General features: G+C 29.2%; 15 protein-coding genes and 1 tRNA gene. 9 read left to right on the top strand and 7 right to left on the bottom strand.

Going from position 1 to position 16,391, the window contains the following annotated elements; genetic code table 11:
- Nucleotides 1-114: 114 nt before the first annotated feature.
- The 6 genes from C4N20_RS13465 to C4N20_RS13490 all read right to left on the bottom strand — a co-directional run bounded on the left by C4N20_RS13465 (nt 115) and on the right by C4N20_RS13490 (nt 6,072).
- Nucleotides 115-1,044 (bottom strand): DMT family transporter, encoded by a 930-nt coding sequence (locus tag C4N20_RS13465; RefSeq protein ID WP_005977761.1) that lies wholly within the window; start codon nt 1,042-1,044, stop codon nt 115-117.
- A 35-nt stretch (nt 1,045-1,079) separates the two neighbouring features.
- Nucleotides 1,080-2,273, bottom strand: coding sequence for an MFS transporter (locus C4N20_RS13470; protein WP_040490710.1), 1,194 nt, complete (start codon nt 2,271-2,273; stop codon nt 1,080-1,082).
- A 28-nt stretch (nt 2,274-2,301) separates the two neighbouring features.
- Nucleotides 2,302-2,973, bottom strand: a complete 672-nt coding sequence (locus tag C4N20_RS13475; RefSeq protein WP_005977757.1) for a hypothetical protein — start codon at nt 2,971-2,973, stop codon at nt 2,302-2,304.
- 207 nt (nt 2,974-3,180) lie between these two features.
- Nucleotides 3,181-3,963 carry a RelA/SpoT domain-containing protein gene (locus C4N20_RS13480; protein WP_005977753.1) on the bottom strand — a complete coding sequence of 261 codons (783 nt, stop codon included), beginning with the start codon at nt 3,961-3,963 and terminating at the stop codon, nt 3,181-3,183.
- A gap of 16 nt (nt 3,964-3,979) precedes the next feature.
- On the bottom strand, nt 3,980-5,230 hold the full coding sequence (locus tag C4N20_RS13485) for a hypothetical protein (RefSeq protein WP_005977750.1): 1,251 nt from the start codon (nt 5,228-5,230) through the stop codon (nt 3,980-3,982).
- Nucleotides 5,231-5,262: 32 nt separating this feature from the next.
- A complete protein-coding gene (locus C4N20_RS13490; RefSeq protein WP_005977748.1) occupies nt 5,263-6,072 on the bottom strand; it encodes an SIR2 family protein in 810 nt (269 codons plus the stop codon).
- 227 nt (nt 6,073-6,299) lie between these two features.
- On the opposite strand from C4N20_RS13490, the gene cls reads away from it, so the two are divergent.
- The 4 genes from cls to C4N20_RS13510 all read left to right on the top strand — a co-directional run bounded on the left by cls (nt 6,300) and on the right by C4N20_RS13510 (nt 9,314).
- Nucleotides 6,300-7,748: a cardiolipin synthase gene (cls, locus tag C4N20_RS13495; RefSeq protein WP_005977745.1), complete on the top strand. Its 1,449-nt coding sequence runs from the start codon at nt 6,300-6,302 to the stop codon at nt 7,746-7,748.
- Nucleotides 7,749-8,097: 349 nt separating this feature from the next.
- Nucleotides 8,098-8,853 (top strand): PHP domain-containing protein, encoded by a 756-nt coding sequence (locus tag C4N20_RS13500; RefSeq protein ID WP_005977742.1) that lies wholly within the window; start codon nt 8,098-8,100, stop codon nt 8,851-8,853.
- Between the two features lie 55 nt (nt 8,854-8,908).
- Nucleotides 8,909-8,985, top strand: a tRNA-Arg gene (locus C4N20_RS13505).
- Nucleotides 8,986-9,008: 23 nt separating this feature from the next.
- The gene (locus C4N20_RS13510) at nt 9,009-9,314 is read left to right on the top strand and encodes a hypothetical protein (RefSeq protein WP_005977739.1); all 306 of its coding nucleotides are present in this window, start codon (nt 9,009-9,011) and stop codon (nt 9,312-9,314) included.
- Between the two features lie 50 nt (nt 9,315-9,364).
- Here the strand turns inward: C4N20_RS13510 and C4N20_RS13515 are convergent, their stop codons facing one another.
- Entirely contained in the window at nt 9,365-10,435 is a 1,071-nt protein-coding gene (locus C4N20_RS13515; RefSeq protein WP_005977736.1) for a tetratricopeptide repeat protein, read from the bottom strand.
- Nucleotides 10,436-11,148: 713 nt separating this feature from the next.
- Between C4N20_RS13515 and tnpA the strand changes: the two genes are divergently transcribed.
- The 5 genes from tnpA to C4N20_RS13535 all read left to right on the top strand — a co-directional run bounded on the left by tnpA (nt 11,149) and on the right by C4N20_RS13535 (nt 16,253).
- Nucleotides 11,149-11,610, top strand: a complete 462-nt coding sequence (tnpA, locus tag C4N20_RS13520) for an IS200/IS605 family transposase (protein WP_005981031.1) — start codon at nt 11,149-11,151, stop codon at nt 11,608-11,610.
- Nucleotides 11,611-11,927: 317 nt separating this feature from the next.
- Nucleotides 11,928-12,572: a hypothetical protein gene (locus C4N20_RS16745; RefSeq protein WP_005977730.1), complete on the top strand. Its 645-nt coding sequence runs from the start codon at nt 11,928-11,930 to the stop codon at nt 12,570-12,572.
- A gap of 116 nt (nt 12,573-12,688) precedes the next feature.
- Nucleotides 12,689-15,559, top strand: a complete 2,871-nt coding sequence (locus C4N20_RS13525; RefSeq protein ID WP_005977727.1) for an autotransporter outer membrane beta-barrel domain-containing protein — start codon at nt 12,689-12,691, stop codon at nt 15,557-15,559.
- Between the two features lie 144 nt (nt 15,560-15,703).
- Entirely contained in the window at nt 15,704-15,994 is a 291-nt protein-coding gene (locus tag C4N20_RS13530; protein ID WP_005977723.1) for an HU family DNA-binding protein, read from the top strand.
- Nucleotides 15,987-16,253: an HU family DNA-binding protein gene (locus tag C4N20_RS13535; RefSeq protein ID WP_005977720.1), complete on the top strand. Its 267-nt coding sequence runs from the start codon at nt 15,987-15,989 to the stop codon at nt 16,251-16,253. Before C4N20_RS13530 ends, C4N20_RS13535 begins: the two co-directional genes overlap by 8 nt.
- Nucleotides 16,254-16,391 lie beyond the last annotated feature (138 nt).

Here is a 16,391-nt window from a genome sequence, read left to right on the forward strand (position 1 = left end):
CAAAGATAAAATAGTCTTTAATAATAGATATAGAAATTTAATATAAAAGAGAGTAATCTTTAAGCAGAAATTAAATTTGCTTTTTTGACTACTCTCTTTATTTTAAATGTATTATTATTTATTGTAACAGTTTAAAAGTGTTATTCCTATACATACAAGAGCAAGGGCAGCAATAGTTTGTATTCCAAGACTGCTGTACTCTGAAAGTACTATGGCAGAAAGCAAAGTTCCAAATATAGGTTCCATAGCCTTGTAGCCAACTATTTTTGAAATAGGATTATATTTCAAAAGAATTCCCCAAGTTACAAATGTTACAGAGGAAACAAAAACCAGATAGAAAAGTATAAGGAAAGCTCCCATACTTTGAATCTGTAGTGATCCTCCAAGTCCAAGACCTATCATCACAAGGAAAGATCCTCCTATTAAAAACTGCCAGCCACTTAATGTAACAGCATTTTCATTTGTTGAAAATATTTTAGTTATACAATCTGAAAGTCCAAATACAACTGCACTTAAAAGTAATAGCCCCTCTCCTCTAAAAGTAAAGGAAAAAGTGAAATCTCCATCTAAATTCAGAAGTACAATAGCAGAGAAACATAGCAGTCCAGCAATACACTTCACAGGAGTAAATTTTTCCTGACGAAAGATAAAACAAGAAGCCAGCATAGCAAAAACCAGATTAGTTCCATTGATAACTGATGCTTTTATTCCACTTGTACTGGCAAGTCCCAGATACATCAATGAATAAAAAATAGTAGTACGGATAAAACCAAGAAATGCTATTTTAGAAAAATTTCCTTTAGCTGGGAATAAAAAAGATTTATGTATTATACTTCCAGTAACTATAGTAGCCATGCCAGCTAATGTAAAACGTACTCCAGCAAACAAAATAATGGCAGCAGTGGCTCCAGACTTAATATTGAAAAGGCTGTATCCAAGTTTTATACTAGGAAAAGCACTTCCTCCCAGAACGCAATATACCATTGCCAGAGTAAATACAACTACTCCTTTTGAAAAATATGATGATCTAGACTCATCATTCATAATCTTTCCCCCTCTTTTTATATAATTTTCAGGATCTATGATCCAATTTTCTTATATTGAAAATAGTTGTAAGTATATGATGCACTAGCTAGAATTAAAACTATTGTTACTGCCACAAAAGGCAGAAGTTTGTTTATTTCATATATAAATCCTGTGAACAGTGAACCTGTTATCATTCCAAAAGACTTTGCTGAATTAAAATATCCAGATAAAAGTCCATAGTTGCTGCTTTGCCCCTTTGTAAATAGCGACTGCTGTATTGGTACATAAATTGCATTGAAGATATAGAACAATACGCTAAATGCAAAGAATAAAAATATTTTTGAATTGAAGAAAAGTACAAATACTCCCATGACACTGTTTGTAAAAAGTATTATAGGGAAAATTTTTCTTAAGTCAAATTTATTAGCAAGCCACATATTAATAGTAAGATTAGCAAAAAGTCCAAGAATACCAATCATTCCCATTATACCCCCATTGTATGACGGAGGGAGTTTAAGAGCCGACTTAATATAGAAGTTAAAGCTGTTGTTGAAGCCAACTCTTGAAAATTCAGTAAGGATAACTCCTATAAAAAATACTATGATAGGAAAAGTAAGAATATCTTTTCCTTTTTCTATATCTATTATTTTCATTATTTTTTTGAAGTCTATTTTATCTTTTATTCTTTTTTCCTCATTTAAACTCTCTGGAAGTAAAATTTTAAATAAAAAAGATTCAATGAGGAGCAGAGGAATCTGAAGCATAAAAGTGTAGTAAATATTTATTTTTCCTATAAATCCTCCAATAAAGAATCCTACAGATACTGCCATTGTAACTAATGCTGCAAAGAAAGATAGACATTTAGTTCTTTCATGTCCTTCAGTCATATCAGATATATATGCAAGAGCAGTTACTAAAAATCCTCCTGAGAATACACCTGCAAAGAATCTAAAGAACAGGATGAAACCAAGATTGCTGCAAGTAGCAAACCCAAGCTGTCCAACAGCATATCCAACCATGCATATTCTTATAACTGTAACTCTTCCTTTTCTGTCGCTTAGCTCTCCCCAGAAAGGAGAAAAAAGAAAATTAGAAAAAGACATTGTAGCAAAGAGCAATCCAAAAACATAATCAGGCATATTTAAAGATTCTACATATGCTGGAGTAACAGGATGAATAAGGTTGTTAATAAGGTTGACGCAAAAATAAAGTATAAAAAATCTTGTCATTTGTTTTTTGATTTCCAATAAAAACATCCCCTGTGTTTTAAAGAGATCAGCCTAGAAAAGCAGACTTTGTATCTTCTATAAGCTTATTTCCTTGTATTTTATAGTATTTGAAATGTAAATTTTTATATTCTTTTGTATATTCACCTATGCTGAAAGGAGATTCAATAGAATAAATGTCTATATTAAGTTTATTAAAATCAGGATAAGTTTTTTTTATGTATAACAAAGCACCAGTAAGATATAAATTTTCCTGTTCTGAAGTGATTACTGTTATTTTTTCATCTTTGACTAATAAGATTTTACCTGCTAATTCTATAGCATGAGAATTAATAAGTGAATCTGGATTTCCTTTAAGATTTATGGCAAGAAACCTATTCCAAAGATTCTGGAATTGTGATGAATATTGATCATCGTTTGACAAAAGAGATATCACTTTAACTTTATCATCTTTTTTTATTTTAGAATTGATTTTATCCATTTCTCCAGCCAGAAGCTCATTTTTAAGATTAGTATATTTAGTGTTATTGATATAATGGATAACTGCGTAATCAGTAGTTTTAGTAATAGTTTTTTCTTTTACAGGCTTTTTTGCTGTTTTTGAAGGAATAGTTTTTGAAGCTGTAGTATTTCTTGGAGTCTTATCTATGATATATGGACTATCACAGCCAGTTAGAATACAAAAAGCTGAGATAAAACAGATAGATTTAAAGTATTTCATGTCATTCCCCCTAATATATAAGTAAAATAAAAATTACAGTAAATTATATAAAAAAATAAGAGTGAACCTCAAGGAGAAATATAATTTCCAGCAAAGAATGCTTACAGCCTTTTGATGCTGTTTCTTAGTAATTATAGCTATTAAACTATTAATTGCTTAGTTACTGGAAATTTACTTTAGCTTTTTGGTCACTCTCATTTATATTCACTACTTGAATTTATTATCAAGCTCTCTATAGTGAGTGTCTTCCCCAGGGTGAACAGTGAATTGAGATTTCATATTTTTAATAAAAGTACCCATTTCATCAGCACTACCTACAATTCTATTGAAAATACCAAGGTATTCAGTAATGATAGGATTGTCAATATCATATGGATATCTCATTAAATGATCAATCTCACTCCATGCTTCTTCAAAAACCGTTCTTACTTGTATTTCTACAAGAATTTCATCATGTCTTGTTACTGGAATTCCAATAAGATAATGTACAGAACGGTAACCATGATCTCTTACTACTATTTCACAATTCAGTTCAGAGATGCTTTCCTGAAGCTGAGCTACATTATAGTCTCCACGTCTTATATTTATTTGAGGAGTTTCTCTGATTTCCCAGATCTTCATTATTTCATCATGGATTCCTCTCCAGTCATCTTTAAATAAATGGAGAACTCTGATACCTATAAGGTCAGTCACTATATCTTTATATGTTTCTACAGAGATTCCTCTGCTTACATACTTGCTTCCCTTACGGATTATTTTTTCTATAAGGTGTTCAGGTTTTTTAACTCTTCTTCTTACAGAGTGTACATTAGGTACATCTATAAGTTTTGATACTATGTGTTCTGCTTCTTTTTCAAGATATGGAACAAGTTTACTATAATTTTCATATATCTTTACTAGTTCATCCCAAACCAGTCCTGTAGATTCGAAATATTCTTTATCAATACAGAAATTTTCGAAAAACTGATCTTTATCTAATAAGTCAGACATACTTCACCTCTTCATATCAGATTTTTTTAATTTTTTCTAAAGTTATTTCTACTGCTTTTCTATAGCAGCATATCTCATTTTTTTCATTTATTTCTCTTGAAGAAATAGGTTCTACAAGTTTAACATGTTCTTTTAAATCAAAATTTATTCCATGGAGCTGTAATTTATGAATTTTTTCAAAACTCAATATATCTCCTGGAAGTATGTTATAATTATTCTTTATTCTGAAATTAACCCAATTAGAAAGTTCTTCACCTTTTATATAGGCATTTAAAAGGAAAAGTGAATAAAAAGTATCTTTAGTATAATTTATATTTTTTTCCTTGTAAAGCTCTAATTCTTTAGTTATAAACTTGTATGAGCTAATAGTTTCAGCTACAATAGTGAATTTATAAACCTCTAATCTATTTTCAAAAACGATATTTCCCATAAGTTGATTATATTTAAAAGTAAGATTTTCTCCAGAGAATATTTTTTTGAAAATATCCACTACCTCACCAAGACGTGAAGTTTTAACTTTGTCATATATTTCATATTTAAAATAATCATCTTTTTTAACAAGAGTCTGTTTGTCATTGAGTTCTATGCTCAAAGCCAGTTTAAACTCTCTAGTTTTTATTTCTAATAATTTGAATTTACTATATACTAATATTTTTAATGAAGTATTATGAATAACAGTGTTTCCAATTTTTATTGAAGTATTTCCAATATTTACAATTTCATCAAAATCCATTTTTTCAGAGAAATTTTTATACTTGATTGGGAAATTTCTAAGTTGCAGAGATGTATATTTAATCTCAAGACCACTTTCAAAAGAGGAATCATCAGCAGAAATAACTATGTGTCTAGGCTCAGTTATTTCTTCAGCTTCAAATTTCTCTATTTCTTCATCTATAGGAGCAGTCTCCAGAGTAGCTTTCTCAATAGGGTTTTCAATAACATCTTTATGAACATCTTCAATTATAGTCCTATTTTCATCAGAAATAGGTTCTTGAATTTTCTCTTCTGTGTATTCTTCCACAACATTTTCAACAACAAAATCATTTTTATCAGTAATTTTATCATCAGAATCAGTTTCTATACTTTCAGAAATAATTTCCTGAATTTTTTCTTCTTGTTTTTCAATAATATCATCATCTAAAGAAGAAACATCTTCATTTAAAGAATCAGTTTCTTCCTTTTTTTCTTCTTCAAAAGGCTCAGTTGAGAATAAACGAGTCTTGATAGGTTCTTTGCTTTCTTCATTAATTTTATCGGTAATATCCATCTGCTCTACGCTATGCTCTCCATTTAGAGATATTACCTTACTAACTTTTTTCTTAAAACATCATCTCCATCAGCATCAATCACAGTATGAAGATTGGCTAAAAGTTCTTTTTCACTTAATGTTGTAAGTTTTATATTGTATTTGTTTATAAGATCAGCTACAGCAGGATCTATTATGGCAGTTGATGTTACCAGATAAACAGGCTGCTCATTATTTTTCGTCATTGATAAGAGAAAATCAAGCATATTTAAAAAATCTGGATCTTTAAGGTCAACCCCTAAGAAAATAGTAGGTCTGCTTATTAATTCAAATCTCAAATTATTGAAAAACTCTTTATAAAATTCAAGGACTTTTAATTTCCTAATGTCCTGGCTTGTTAAAAAAATATCTTCTGAATTATAGATAGTCCCCATGATCTTGTAAAATCTAATTTTTCCTTCAACTGCTTTTGCAGGTTTTAAAGGAGTAGATACAGAAACAAGATTAGCGAACAAACGTTCAATCATTACATCATAATTCATAGTAAAAATAGATTCAAAGTATCCTGAATTAAAAATATCGCTATATATTTCAACATTTCTATGATGTTTCAAATCAAATATTTCCCTGATGTGTTTTATTAATCCTTTTTTTGAACTTACCACTGCATCAAGATAAGTCTGAGATGTTTCAGCAAAAGAATGAATATTCCTAATATAACCCTTAGCTGACTGTTTGATATCAGACAGAACAGACTCGGCCATTTCAAGCCTTGTTGGGTATCCTGTGATTTTGCTTAGGAAATCCCCAGTAAAAAGATTCAATTTTTGATCTTTTTCAAACTTATCAAAAAAGTTATTCATGGTATCACCTACCTTGTTAGTTAATTGTTCTATCACTATTAGTATAACTTAAAATGACTAATTTAACAACAAAAAAATTTCAAAAAGTCAAGATAAAAACACTTAATTCAAAAACTATAAAAAAATTAATTAAAAAAAGGAAATAGTAAATTAAAATTCAAATTATTAATTAGAAAAATTTAGAAAAAAATGTTATTATCTTAGGTATAGAACATAGAGGTGATTAAATGAATTTAGTTATTACTTTTTTTAAAGACTATATAGCCATCATAAATATGGTATTCCTTATTATCATTATTTTGATTGAGCGTCGAAAGCCGGTATACACTTTATTTTGGATAACGATACTCATACTTGCTCCATATGTAGGATTTATAGCTTACTTATTTTTCGGACTCAGTTTTCAAAAGAAGAGAGTGGTAAATCAATTTTATAAATGGAAATTCCTTCATAGTAAAAAAGTAATCAAGTCTTCTGAGAGGGCTGATCTGATAAGGTGGAAGCAGTTGATTTCCTATCTGGAAATATCTTCAAAGAATAGATTGACTACTCTTAATTCAATGAAAATTTTTACTGAAGGGAATCAGTTTTTTAAAAGCATAATAGCTGATTTGAAGAAAGCAGAAAAAACTATATACATGGAGTATTATATATTCAGATATGATGAATTAGGAAAATCCATAGTTGATATTCTTATAGAAAAAGCTAAAGAGGGAGTAGATATAAGAATCATAGCAGATGAAGCTGGAGGAACCAGCCGTAAAATGATTAGAAAGATGAGAGAGAATAAAATAGATGTAGAAATATTTTTTCCATCACACTTTCCTTTTTTAAAGATAGCCAATTTGAGAGCAAACTATAGAGATCACAGAAAATTATGTATTGTTGACAGCAAACTGGGATACATAGGTGGATTCAATATTGGAAATGAATATCTGGGTAAAGGTAAAATGGGGCATTGGAGAGATACAGGAATGAGAGTTTTCGGAGAGGCAGCTCTGGAACTTGAAAAAGAATTTTTCTTTTCATGGGGAATAGTTAAGAAAAAGCACATAGAATATGAAGAGAAAAAATACCAGTATGAAAGAGAAGCGATGCAGGAAGTAATAAAAGACAGAGGAAAATATTCTGGATATGCTCAGGTAGTAAGCAGTGGACCAAATTATCAATTCAGAACAATGAGAGACAATTTTCTTAAAATAATAATGGAAGCTAAAAACTATATCTATATACAGACTCCTTATTTTGTACCTGATGATACAGTGCTGGAAGCGTTGAAGATAGCAGCTATGTCAGGAGTGCATATTAAGATAATGATACCAGACAAGCCAGATCATTTCTTTATATATTGGGTAAACCAGTATTTTGTTGGAGAGCTTTTGGATTTAGGGGTAAAAGTCTACAGATATAACAAAGGATTCCTGCACAGTAAAATGGTCATGGCAGATAGTGAGATAGTCAGCATAGGAACTGCTAATTTTGACAATAGAAGTTTTTATCAGAATTTTGAAATAAATATAAATATATATGAAAAAGATGTAGCTGAAGAATTTAGAGAAATCTTCTATAGAGACATGAAAGTCAGCAGTAAAATCCTGAGAAGTGAATACAGCAACAGAGGCTACTACATAAAATTTAAAGAATCAATATGTCGTTTACTTGCTCCTATTTTATAAAAATAGGAGTTTTTTAAATATTATTCAAAATTTTTTAGCTATTCATTAAAATATATTATTATATAAAAAATACATCAAGAAAGAAGTCTATAAATGAAAAATTATAAAATACTGAACCTTAGAATCAACAACATTTTGACAAGAGTTTAGATTAGTGTTATATTATTATCATAGAAGAATTTATTAAGAGCATAAAATGATAATATCCAGAAATAGATATTTTAACTGGATATTTTATAATTATACTATATTTTCAAGTGTCAGCAGATTATCAGAAATTTTAATAACCAGCATACACGCACTTTGAATACATAGGTTCTTTTTCAATATGTAAAAAGAGGTGAGAACAATGGTAGAATTTCAAAAACTGTCTCCTTTCTTTTTTCCTTTTATAGATAGTGACAGTAGATTTGCAGGAGATTTTTATTATGATCTCCATATACACACAACAGCTTCAGACAGCTTTATAAAGCCAGAATTTTTAAAAAGTTTTGTCAAAAATAAAAGATATCTTTTGTCTGTTACAGACCATAATGAAATAAGTGGCGCAGTAGAACTCTACGAAAAGGGAATAGGAGTAGTTCCGGGAATAGAATTAGGATGTGAAGACGGGTTTGAACTTTTAGTTTATTTTAAAAAAATGGCTGATTTAGAAGAGTTTTATGTGAAAGAAGTAGAACAATATAAGAATATAAAAAGAATGGCAAAAACTCATAGAAATATATATGAATATCTAGATGTGCTTCAAGGATGGGAATGCCACAAGTCAATTCCTCATATATGCGGAATCGTTCAAAAGAATTTTATAAATAATAAACCATATATTTATGATGTTATAAAATTAGTAGATTCTCTGGAAACTCATAATCACGCATTGTCATTGATTAGAAATCTAGAGGCTGCTGAATTACGGGAAAGATATGGTCTTACTGCTACTTTTGGCAGCGACGCTCATATCATTAGAGAGGCAGTATCATATTACAAATATTCCAATATGGATCAGAAGAATGGAGATAAGGTAATGGATTATCTTTACAAGATTGGCAGTGTAAGCGGAATAGGGCAAAAGCATCTGCTTCATCTTATTAAAAATACCATATTGTAGAATATTAAAAAACTCTTTTCAAAATTTAAATTTTAGTGTATAATATTGACTGTGTGATCCCGTAGCTCAATTGGATAGAGCAATTCCCTCCTAAGGAATAGGTTGTGTGTTCAAACCACATCGGGATCGCCAGCTTAACTACAAAGGGGCTGAAAATGAAAAAATTACTTATAATGATAGCAATTTTAATGATGACAGGGTGCAGTAATTTAGATTTTTTTGGTGGTGGAAAAGAAAAAAACGTTAAAAATGAGTACTCAAAATTGTCTATAAGATTAGACAGATTGATGGAAAATGAAATTAATGAAAAAAACAGAGCTAAACTGGAAGAGGATTTTGTAAAATACAGAAATAAAATAAATAATTCTGGAACTAAAGATAAAGAATATAATGCTGTAGTTAGAGAATATGTAAGAAAATCAGATATTAAAATACAATATTTGAAAGATTTAAAAGATTAAATTATAGAGAAGAACCATAAAAGTGGTTCTTCTTTTTTAATTTATTTTTATTATAAAGATTGATGGCGAGGACAATCAATCATATAGCATCCATACATCAACCATAATTTGATTTTTATTTCAGGTTTATAATTTTCATTAATTATCTTTTCAAAAGCTATTATAATTTCATTTTTCTCTTTTTGATATTCTTGAATACTTTCATTTTTTTCTAGTTCTGTAAAGTCATCATCTAGTTCCTCAGCTTCAATTTCCATAATTGCATTATTTTTTTCTGCTATTACTTTAGATAATTTTGTTTGAAGCTCTTCTGTTTTTCCCTGTACCTTCAGACAATAGAAATATGGTGCAAGCCATTTTACATCTGAATAATATTCAATATCAGAGTTGTCATGCATTTCATTATATTTAGAGTATTCATCACATAAAAAATATAAGTCCGCTATTTCAGATTCAGCAATATAATCATCATTTTTCCCTTGGGCTAATTCATTTGCTATTTCAATTGCTTTTCTTTTATCTCCAGTATAAAAACAACAAACTCCATATCCATATAATACTCGTCTTTCATTTTCATATTTTGGTAACAATTCTTCAAATAAGACTTTAGATTTTAAAATATAACCATATTCGAATAGAGCAACACCATAATTATATTGATATTTCATTTTTGGACTAAGAAAACATGCCTTTTCAAATAAGCTTAAAATATCACCTGTAAAATTATTTTCCATACGAATACGAGCGAGTTCATTATAAGCATTCGCTGTGTTGAGATTTAATTTTATTGCTTCTTCTAAATAATATAAACATTTTTTTTGATCATAGTTGCTTTCATATAAAAATGCTAAATTTACATAAATACGTGATTTATCAATTATACTGATTTCATCAATGTAATTAGTCAATGTATCGAGTATAAGTTTGATTGAAATATCTTCTCCATATCTTAATTCAAGATAAACAGCTGCAAGTTGGCATATTGCTTCAATATCTTTCGGATTTTTTTCGATACGACTTTCAAGATAATTTTTATATTCATAAAAAACATGAACATAATCATCAAATCCTTTATCCTTGACTTCTTGTTGAATGTATTTAATGTATGTAGATATATCCAATTTTTCCTCCATATAAAACAAAATAAATATATTTTTATTGTATCATAAATTTAAAAATTAGAAGAAAAACTTTTTATTATTAAATTTATTTTAAAAGTAAAAGTTTTTTGAATTTTTTATTTGTGTTTATCTATTAGAAAGAGGGTGAAGGGCTGAATTCTACTTATTATATAGCAGAGTATTAATACTGTAAAATTTAAAAATTTGTGAACTCATGCAGCTTTTAGAATGAAAATTCAAAAATCCGTGTTTTTTTTATTTTCTGATAAAATTACTCCTAAATTTAGAGAGAATAAATTTTTTTCATAAAAAAGAATAGAATTAAGAAAATTCTTAGTAGAAACTTACTGAGAATTTTTGTATTTTAAAGTACAGCTGAAGTGGGTACTTTTATATACAAATACGAATAATTACACTTTTAATAATACCAAAAATTTCTTTAAATAATGATTTTAAAGTAGATACTTGTATTGTAGATGATATATGTTTTTCATAAAAAAATCAATATTTTATATTTAAATAGCCTTCTCTAAATTTAATGAATAAATATATGTTCGCTTTTGTATATAAATGCGAACTTTTTTTGTATAAAAAAACCACTTGCTAAGCGAGTGGTACAAAAAAGCCGGAAGGCTATGCTTAGAAAATAAAAGCTCCTTTGATATAATTAATTAGGTTTGCCGGCCGATTAACTAATCAAAGGAGGTCATAAAATGTATGACAATAATAGTCTATCACATACAACATGGAATTGTAAATATCATATCATATTCGCACCAAAATATAGAAGGCAGGTAATATATGGAAAAATCAAAGGAGATATAGGGCAGATATTAAGAAAACTCTGCGAATTTAAAGGAGTAGAAATAATAGAGGCTAATGCCTGTAAAGACCATATACATATGTTGGTAAGTATACCTCCGAAAATAAGCATATCAAGTTTTATGGGATATTTGAAAGGGAAAAGTTCATTGATGATATTTGATAAACATGCAAATTTAAAATATAAATATGGGAATAGACATTTTTGGTGTAGAGGATATTATGTTGATACAGTAGGAAGAAATAAAGAAAGGATCGCAAAATATATAAGAGAACAGTTGCAAGAAGATATAGCGAATGATCAATTGACATTGAAAGAGTATATAGATCCTTTCGGAGAAAAAACAAACTAAAGCACACCAGCTACTTAAGTAGCTGAATGAAGAATTACGCGGTTGGCAAACCATTCAGTAAGGCTTAAGCCTAAGCTAGTACCATACCCTTATAGGGTGGAGCAAACCACCACTTGAAGTGGTGGTTTGTGATTATGTTTTATATTAACAATTATAATCTCTAATATTGAAAAAGTCAAGATATCAATATTTATATGAAAAAAAAGGTTGAAAAAATGACATCTTAAAAATAGAGAACTTTCTCCTTGTTAATGTTCGCATTTATATACATAAGAGAACTTTTTAAATTTTAAAATATCAATGGGGAGGAAAATAATATGTTGGAAAGGATTATGAAGGCTGTAAAAAGCGGGAATAAAAAAAGAGGGAGAAATATAACAATAGGAACAATAGTGGGAATGCTTCTCTCTTGCACAGTGGTAATGGGAGTAGAGATAATAGGGTTGGAAATAACAAAAGATAACAGTGACAATATAAAATTTACAGCACTATCAGGAGGTGAAGGTTCTAAAATTTCAATAGGTGAAGATTCAAATGAATATTACAATCATAATATATTTAAAGATAATGTATATACTAATAATATGAGGATAGAAGGTGGTTCTTCTTACTATAACACATATGGAATGAAGTTATCATCATTGACAGATAATTTTATCCTTATAAATGAAAATGTAATAACTGGAAGAAATACTGGAAAAGAGCAAAATACTATTGGAGAAAATTCTATTGGGATAAATATAGAAAATTCAAATATAGAATTTGCTATTAAAAATAATGGAATAATTTCTTCAGAAAAGGGAAGGTTAGTAACAACAGGGATAAAAATAGATGCAAATATAAAAAAAACAACTATAGAAAATGAAGGTATCATTTCAGCAAAAACAGATTCACCTTCTAAATCATTAGCAAAAGGAATAGAAAATGATGGAAAAAACATGGAAATAGTTATCTTGGAATAATTTATGGGGATGCATATGAAAAGGAGGGAATAGGGATAACAAACAAAGGAAGTAATTTCAAGTTAGAAAATAGTGGAATAATTTATGGAAACTCAAATGTTAAGAGCCAAAATATAATGGGAGTAGCTCATACAGGTAAAAATGGTGAGATCAAAAATATAGGAATGATTTTTGAAACTAGTTCAGGAAATAATATGTCACATGGAGTTTCAATAAAAGATTTAGATATTTTAAAAAATGATGGAATAATTTATTCAATAAAAAAGAGCCCAGGAAATATAAGTTCAGGAGTAACATATAATTATTCAGACAATAGTATTGAACAAAAAATATTAAATAATGGAATTATATTTGGAATTAATAATGGTACTAATAATGAAAAATTAAGTGGATATGGAATATATAATCAAAAAGGGAATATTCATAATTTATTGAATAAAGGAATTATATTTGGAAATGAATATGCTATTAAGAATTCTGACTTTTATTCTAATTCAGGTGAAATAGGTTCAGGAGCTAATTATGGATTGTTAGTAAGTGGAGGAGATAGAGTTACTGAAAATATTACTTTTGCTGGAACAGAAAATAATACTGTAAAAGATGATAATAACAATAAAAATATAATTACAAATTATGGATTGGTTTTCACAGTTGATGAAGATAGAGTGTATACAAGCAAAGATGAATATAAGAATAGCTTTGGGACAGAGAAAAAATTAACAGTAGAAGGAACAGAGTATACAGTTGCAAATGTAGGAGCAACATTAGCAGAGGATGGAAATGGAAAGATAGAAAGTTATGATTCTTTTAAATTAGAATCTGGAGACAAACAATATGATAAATATATACTTAACGGAATAGAAAAAACTCTTGTAGTAAAAGGAACAGGAAATACTGTAAGCAGTTCAGTCATCAATGGATATGATGAAGCAGTTGAGATGGAAGCTAGCTCTGGTCTAACTCTTAAAGATACTAAAGTTAATTCCTATGGAACAGCTATAACTATGGCTGGAAATTCAGAACTTACTCTTGAAAATTCAATAGCTAATGGTGGAGCATTAGGAGCAAAAGAGCTCCCTACAATAAATATTTTGGGAGATAGGAATAAACTTGTTCTTGAAAAAAACTCTATTGTTAATGGAAATTATAAAGACAAAGATGTAAAAAATCTTTCTCCAATAATAAAAATTGAAGGAAGTAATAATGTAGTAACTATCCATGGTGGGTCTGCTGTTAACGGAAAAATGGAAGCTTCAGGAGATAATAATATGCTTAATTTTTTTGGAAATTCGGAAAATATGAGAGCTGCTGGAACAGGAAAGATTAATGTACTTCATGATATATCTGGATTTGATAATATTGGAATAAAAGGGAATGTAACACTTTTTGAAGGAATGTCAGTATCAGGAGCAAGTTCTATAACAATAGCAGAAAACAGTGCTTTGAATTTGAGATTGAGTAATACTTCTTCAGGAAATTTGGATGATGCAGAATTTGATGAGGATAAAGAATTAATATTTAGACCAACTCATGCATTAGAAAATAATGGAGAAAAATTAACAATAACAGGGGAAGGAAATGATAAAAATACAGTAGGAAAGATAAATTTTGTAACAGATAATATTGGTAAACGTGTCAAGTTAAATATGAAAGATATCTATATAAAGAACCTGCATATCAAAGCTAGTTCAGCTATAGACAGTGCAAGATTTGAGGAAGGAAAAGAACTTGTTTTAAGTGCAGGAACATCATTAGAAGATTTACATTTGGATAAAATATACAACTCAGATGCATCAGGTAATCCAGACAATCCAAAACCAGAAAAGCCATCTAAAAAGAGATATAATTCTTTAAATAATATATACAAAGGAATATATGGCAGTACAGATGGTAACTTAAATGCTTTAAGAGTATTGATTGCTTCAGATGATTTAGGGAATAATTATGATGAAAATATGAGAGATGAGGAACAGTTTAAAAACCTCATGAGGTACTTAAATAGTGTTTACACAGAGACTCCATATTCATTCTCTAGTGAACTATCAAGAAGATCAGCAGGAATGTTTAGAGATATTGTAACAGAAAATGAGTTCAGACCAAATCTAAATAATTGGTTGATAATGGGCGGCTTAACTCATGCTGATGGTGGAACTAAAGATACATATTATGGAAGAAATTATCATGGAGTTGATACTGGTACATCAGATACAGATGCAGACATGAAACTTACTGGAGCATATATGCTGGCTAAATATGGATATTCAGAAAATACTTCTCTTGGATTAACTCTTGGAGGAAATAAGAGTGAAGCGAAGCTGGATATGTCTAAAGTAAAAGGAAACAGTGGATACCTTGGAGCTTTTGCTGAAAACTACAGAGGAAATCTTACATTAAAAGCAGGAGCAGGAGTACAGTATTCAGAATATGACGCAGACAGAAGAACAATGGGTGGACATAGCTACAGTGATAAATATTCAGATATGACTTATGATATCTACCTAAACGGAAGATACTCACACAATATTGGAAAAGATTTATTCCTAGAACCATACGCAACTCTATCATATACATATGTAGACCAAGATGGAGCTAATGAAGGAAGCAAAGCTTTAGCAATAGAAACTGATTCTAAATCATTTGACTACACAGTAGTAAAAGCAGGAGTAGATCTTAAAAAAGTAATTCCTCATGAAAAAGGTAAGAGCACTGTATCAGCAGGAGTAAGCTATACAAGAATATTTGATGGAGCAGATGAAGAATATATCACTGGAAAATTTGAAGGTGGATCAGACTTTGATATTCTAGTAGCTCACAAAAATGAACACAGTATTGGATTAAATGCTAAATATGCTCTTGAATTAGAAAACGGAGTAATCTTTGATGTAAAAGGAACTTACTCAGTAGAGAGAGATTCACATAATCAATCAGGTAAAAACAGAACTAAAGGTGAATGGATAGTAGGAGCAGGAATAGGTTATAAGTTTTAATTAAATGCAGCATTGAGCTAAATAACAGAAATTAAAACTTTTGACTGCTTAATAACTAAAAAATTATTTTAAATTAGTAGTGAAAAGCTGGCTTATATAATGCCAGCCTTTTGCTTAGTAATATAATACTTAAAGGGGGTAGATATGACAGAAGGGGAGTTTATAAGATTCTATAAGAAGAGAAATAGGATTAAAAGCCATAAAGAAGTGAAAGAAAAGATAGACTTGTTTTGGGATGTATTGCTGAAAGCTTTAGAGGAAGATAAAAAAGTAGTATTCAAAGACTGGGGAGTATTTGAAAAAAGAGAGATAAAATCAAGAAAAATAAAAGTACCAATGTGGGAAGAGGAAAGATATACCAAACCAAAAGAAGTAATAAAATTCAGAGCAGGAAAAGGGCTTATAAAAATGGCTGAAGGTGATGTAGATGAATAAAAGAGAGTTTGCAAAAATTTATAGAAAAATAAGCTCAGATGATGTAACAATAGAGGCTGCATTAAGAGATATAGATATTTTTCTTGAAACGCTAAGAGAGGCTCTGCAAATAGAAGGAGAAGTAAAGTTTGTGAAAAGAGGAACTTTTGAAGTGATTTCAAGAAAGCCAAGAGTGATATCTAATCCAGTAACAAGAGAAAGAATGACAGTATATCCAAAGAAAATAGTGAGATTCAGAGCATCTAAAAAAATAAAATAATTCATTGAAGGCAGAGAGAAATCTCTGTTTTTTCTTTGTAGTTATATTTAGTCCGATAATCGATCAAATAAAAAATATATTTTTTAATAAAACAAATAACATATTCCAATTTCTATTGCAATAGAATATAATAAATAT

Origin of the sequence: Fusobacterium ulcerans (genome assembly GCF_003019675.1) — a bacterium.
GTDB classification, from domain to species: domain Bacteria; phylum Fusobacteriota; class Fusobacteriia; order Fusobacteriales; family Fusobacteriaceae; genus Fusobacterium_A; species Fusobacterium_A ulcerans.

Excerpts from the sequence above, each read along its gene's own strand:
- C4N20_RS13475 (WP_005977757.1), bottom strand. The coding sequence starts at position 2,973 with ATGAAATACTTTAAATCTATCTGTTTTATCTCAGCTTTTTGTATTCTA.
- C4N20_RS13535 (WP_005977720.1), top strand. The coding sequence starts at position 15,987 with ATGAATAAAAGAGAGTTTGCAAAAATTTATAGAAAAATAAGCTCAGAT.
- C4N20_RS13530 (WP_005977723.1), top strand. The coding sequence starts at position 15,704 with ATGACAGAAGGGGAGTTTATAAGATTCTATAAGAAGAGAAATAGGATT.
- C4N20_RS13485 (WP_005977750.1), bottom strand. The coding sequence starts at position 5,230 with ATGGATATTACCGATAAAATTAATGAAGAAAGCAAAGAACCTATCAAG.
- tnpA (WP_005981031.1), top strand. The coding sequence starts at position 11,149 with ATGTATGACAATAATAGTCTATCACATACAACATGGAATTGTAAATAT.
- C4N20_RS13510 (WP_005977739.1), top strand. The coding sequence starts at position 9,009 with ATGAAAAAATTACTTATAATGATAGCAATTTTAATGATGACAGGGTGC.
- C4N20_RS13500 (WP_005977742.1), top strand. The coding sequence starts at position 8,098 with ATGGTAGAATTTCAAAAACTGTCTCCTTTCTTTTTTCCTTTTATAGAT.
- C4N20_RS16745 (WP_005977730.1), top strand. The coding sequence starts at position 11,928 with ATGTTGGAAAGGATTATGAAGGCTGTAAAAAGCGGGAATAAAAAAAGA.
- C4N20_RS13490 (WP_005977748.1), bottom strand. The coding sequence starts at position 6,072 with ATGAATAACTTTTTTGATAAGTTTGAAAAAGATCAAAAATTGAATCTT.
- cls (WP_005977745.1), top strand. The coding sequence starts at position 6,300 with ATGAATTTAGTTATTACTTTTTTTAAAGACTATATAGCCATCATAAAT.
- C4N20_RS13525 (WP_005977727.1), top strand. The coding sequence starts at position 12,689 with ATGGGAGTAGCTCATACAGGTAAAAATGGTGAGATCAAAAATATAGGA.
- C4N20_RS13465 (WP_005977761.1), bottom strand. The coding sequence starts at position 1,044 with ATGAATGATGAGTCTAGATCATCATATTTTTCAAAAGGAGTAGTTGTA.
- C4N20_RS13480 (WP_005977753.1), bottom strand. The coding sequence starts at position 3,963 with ATGTCTGACTTATTAGATAAAGATCAGTTTTTCGAAAATTTCTGTATT.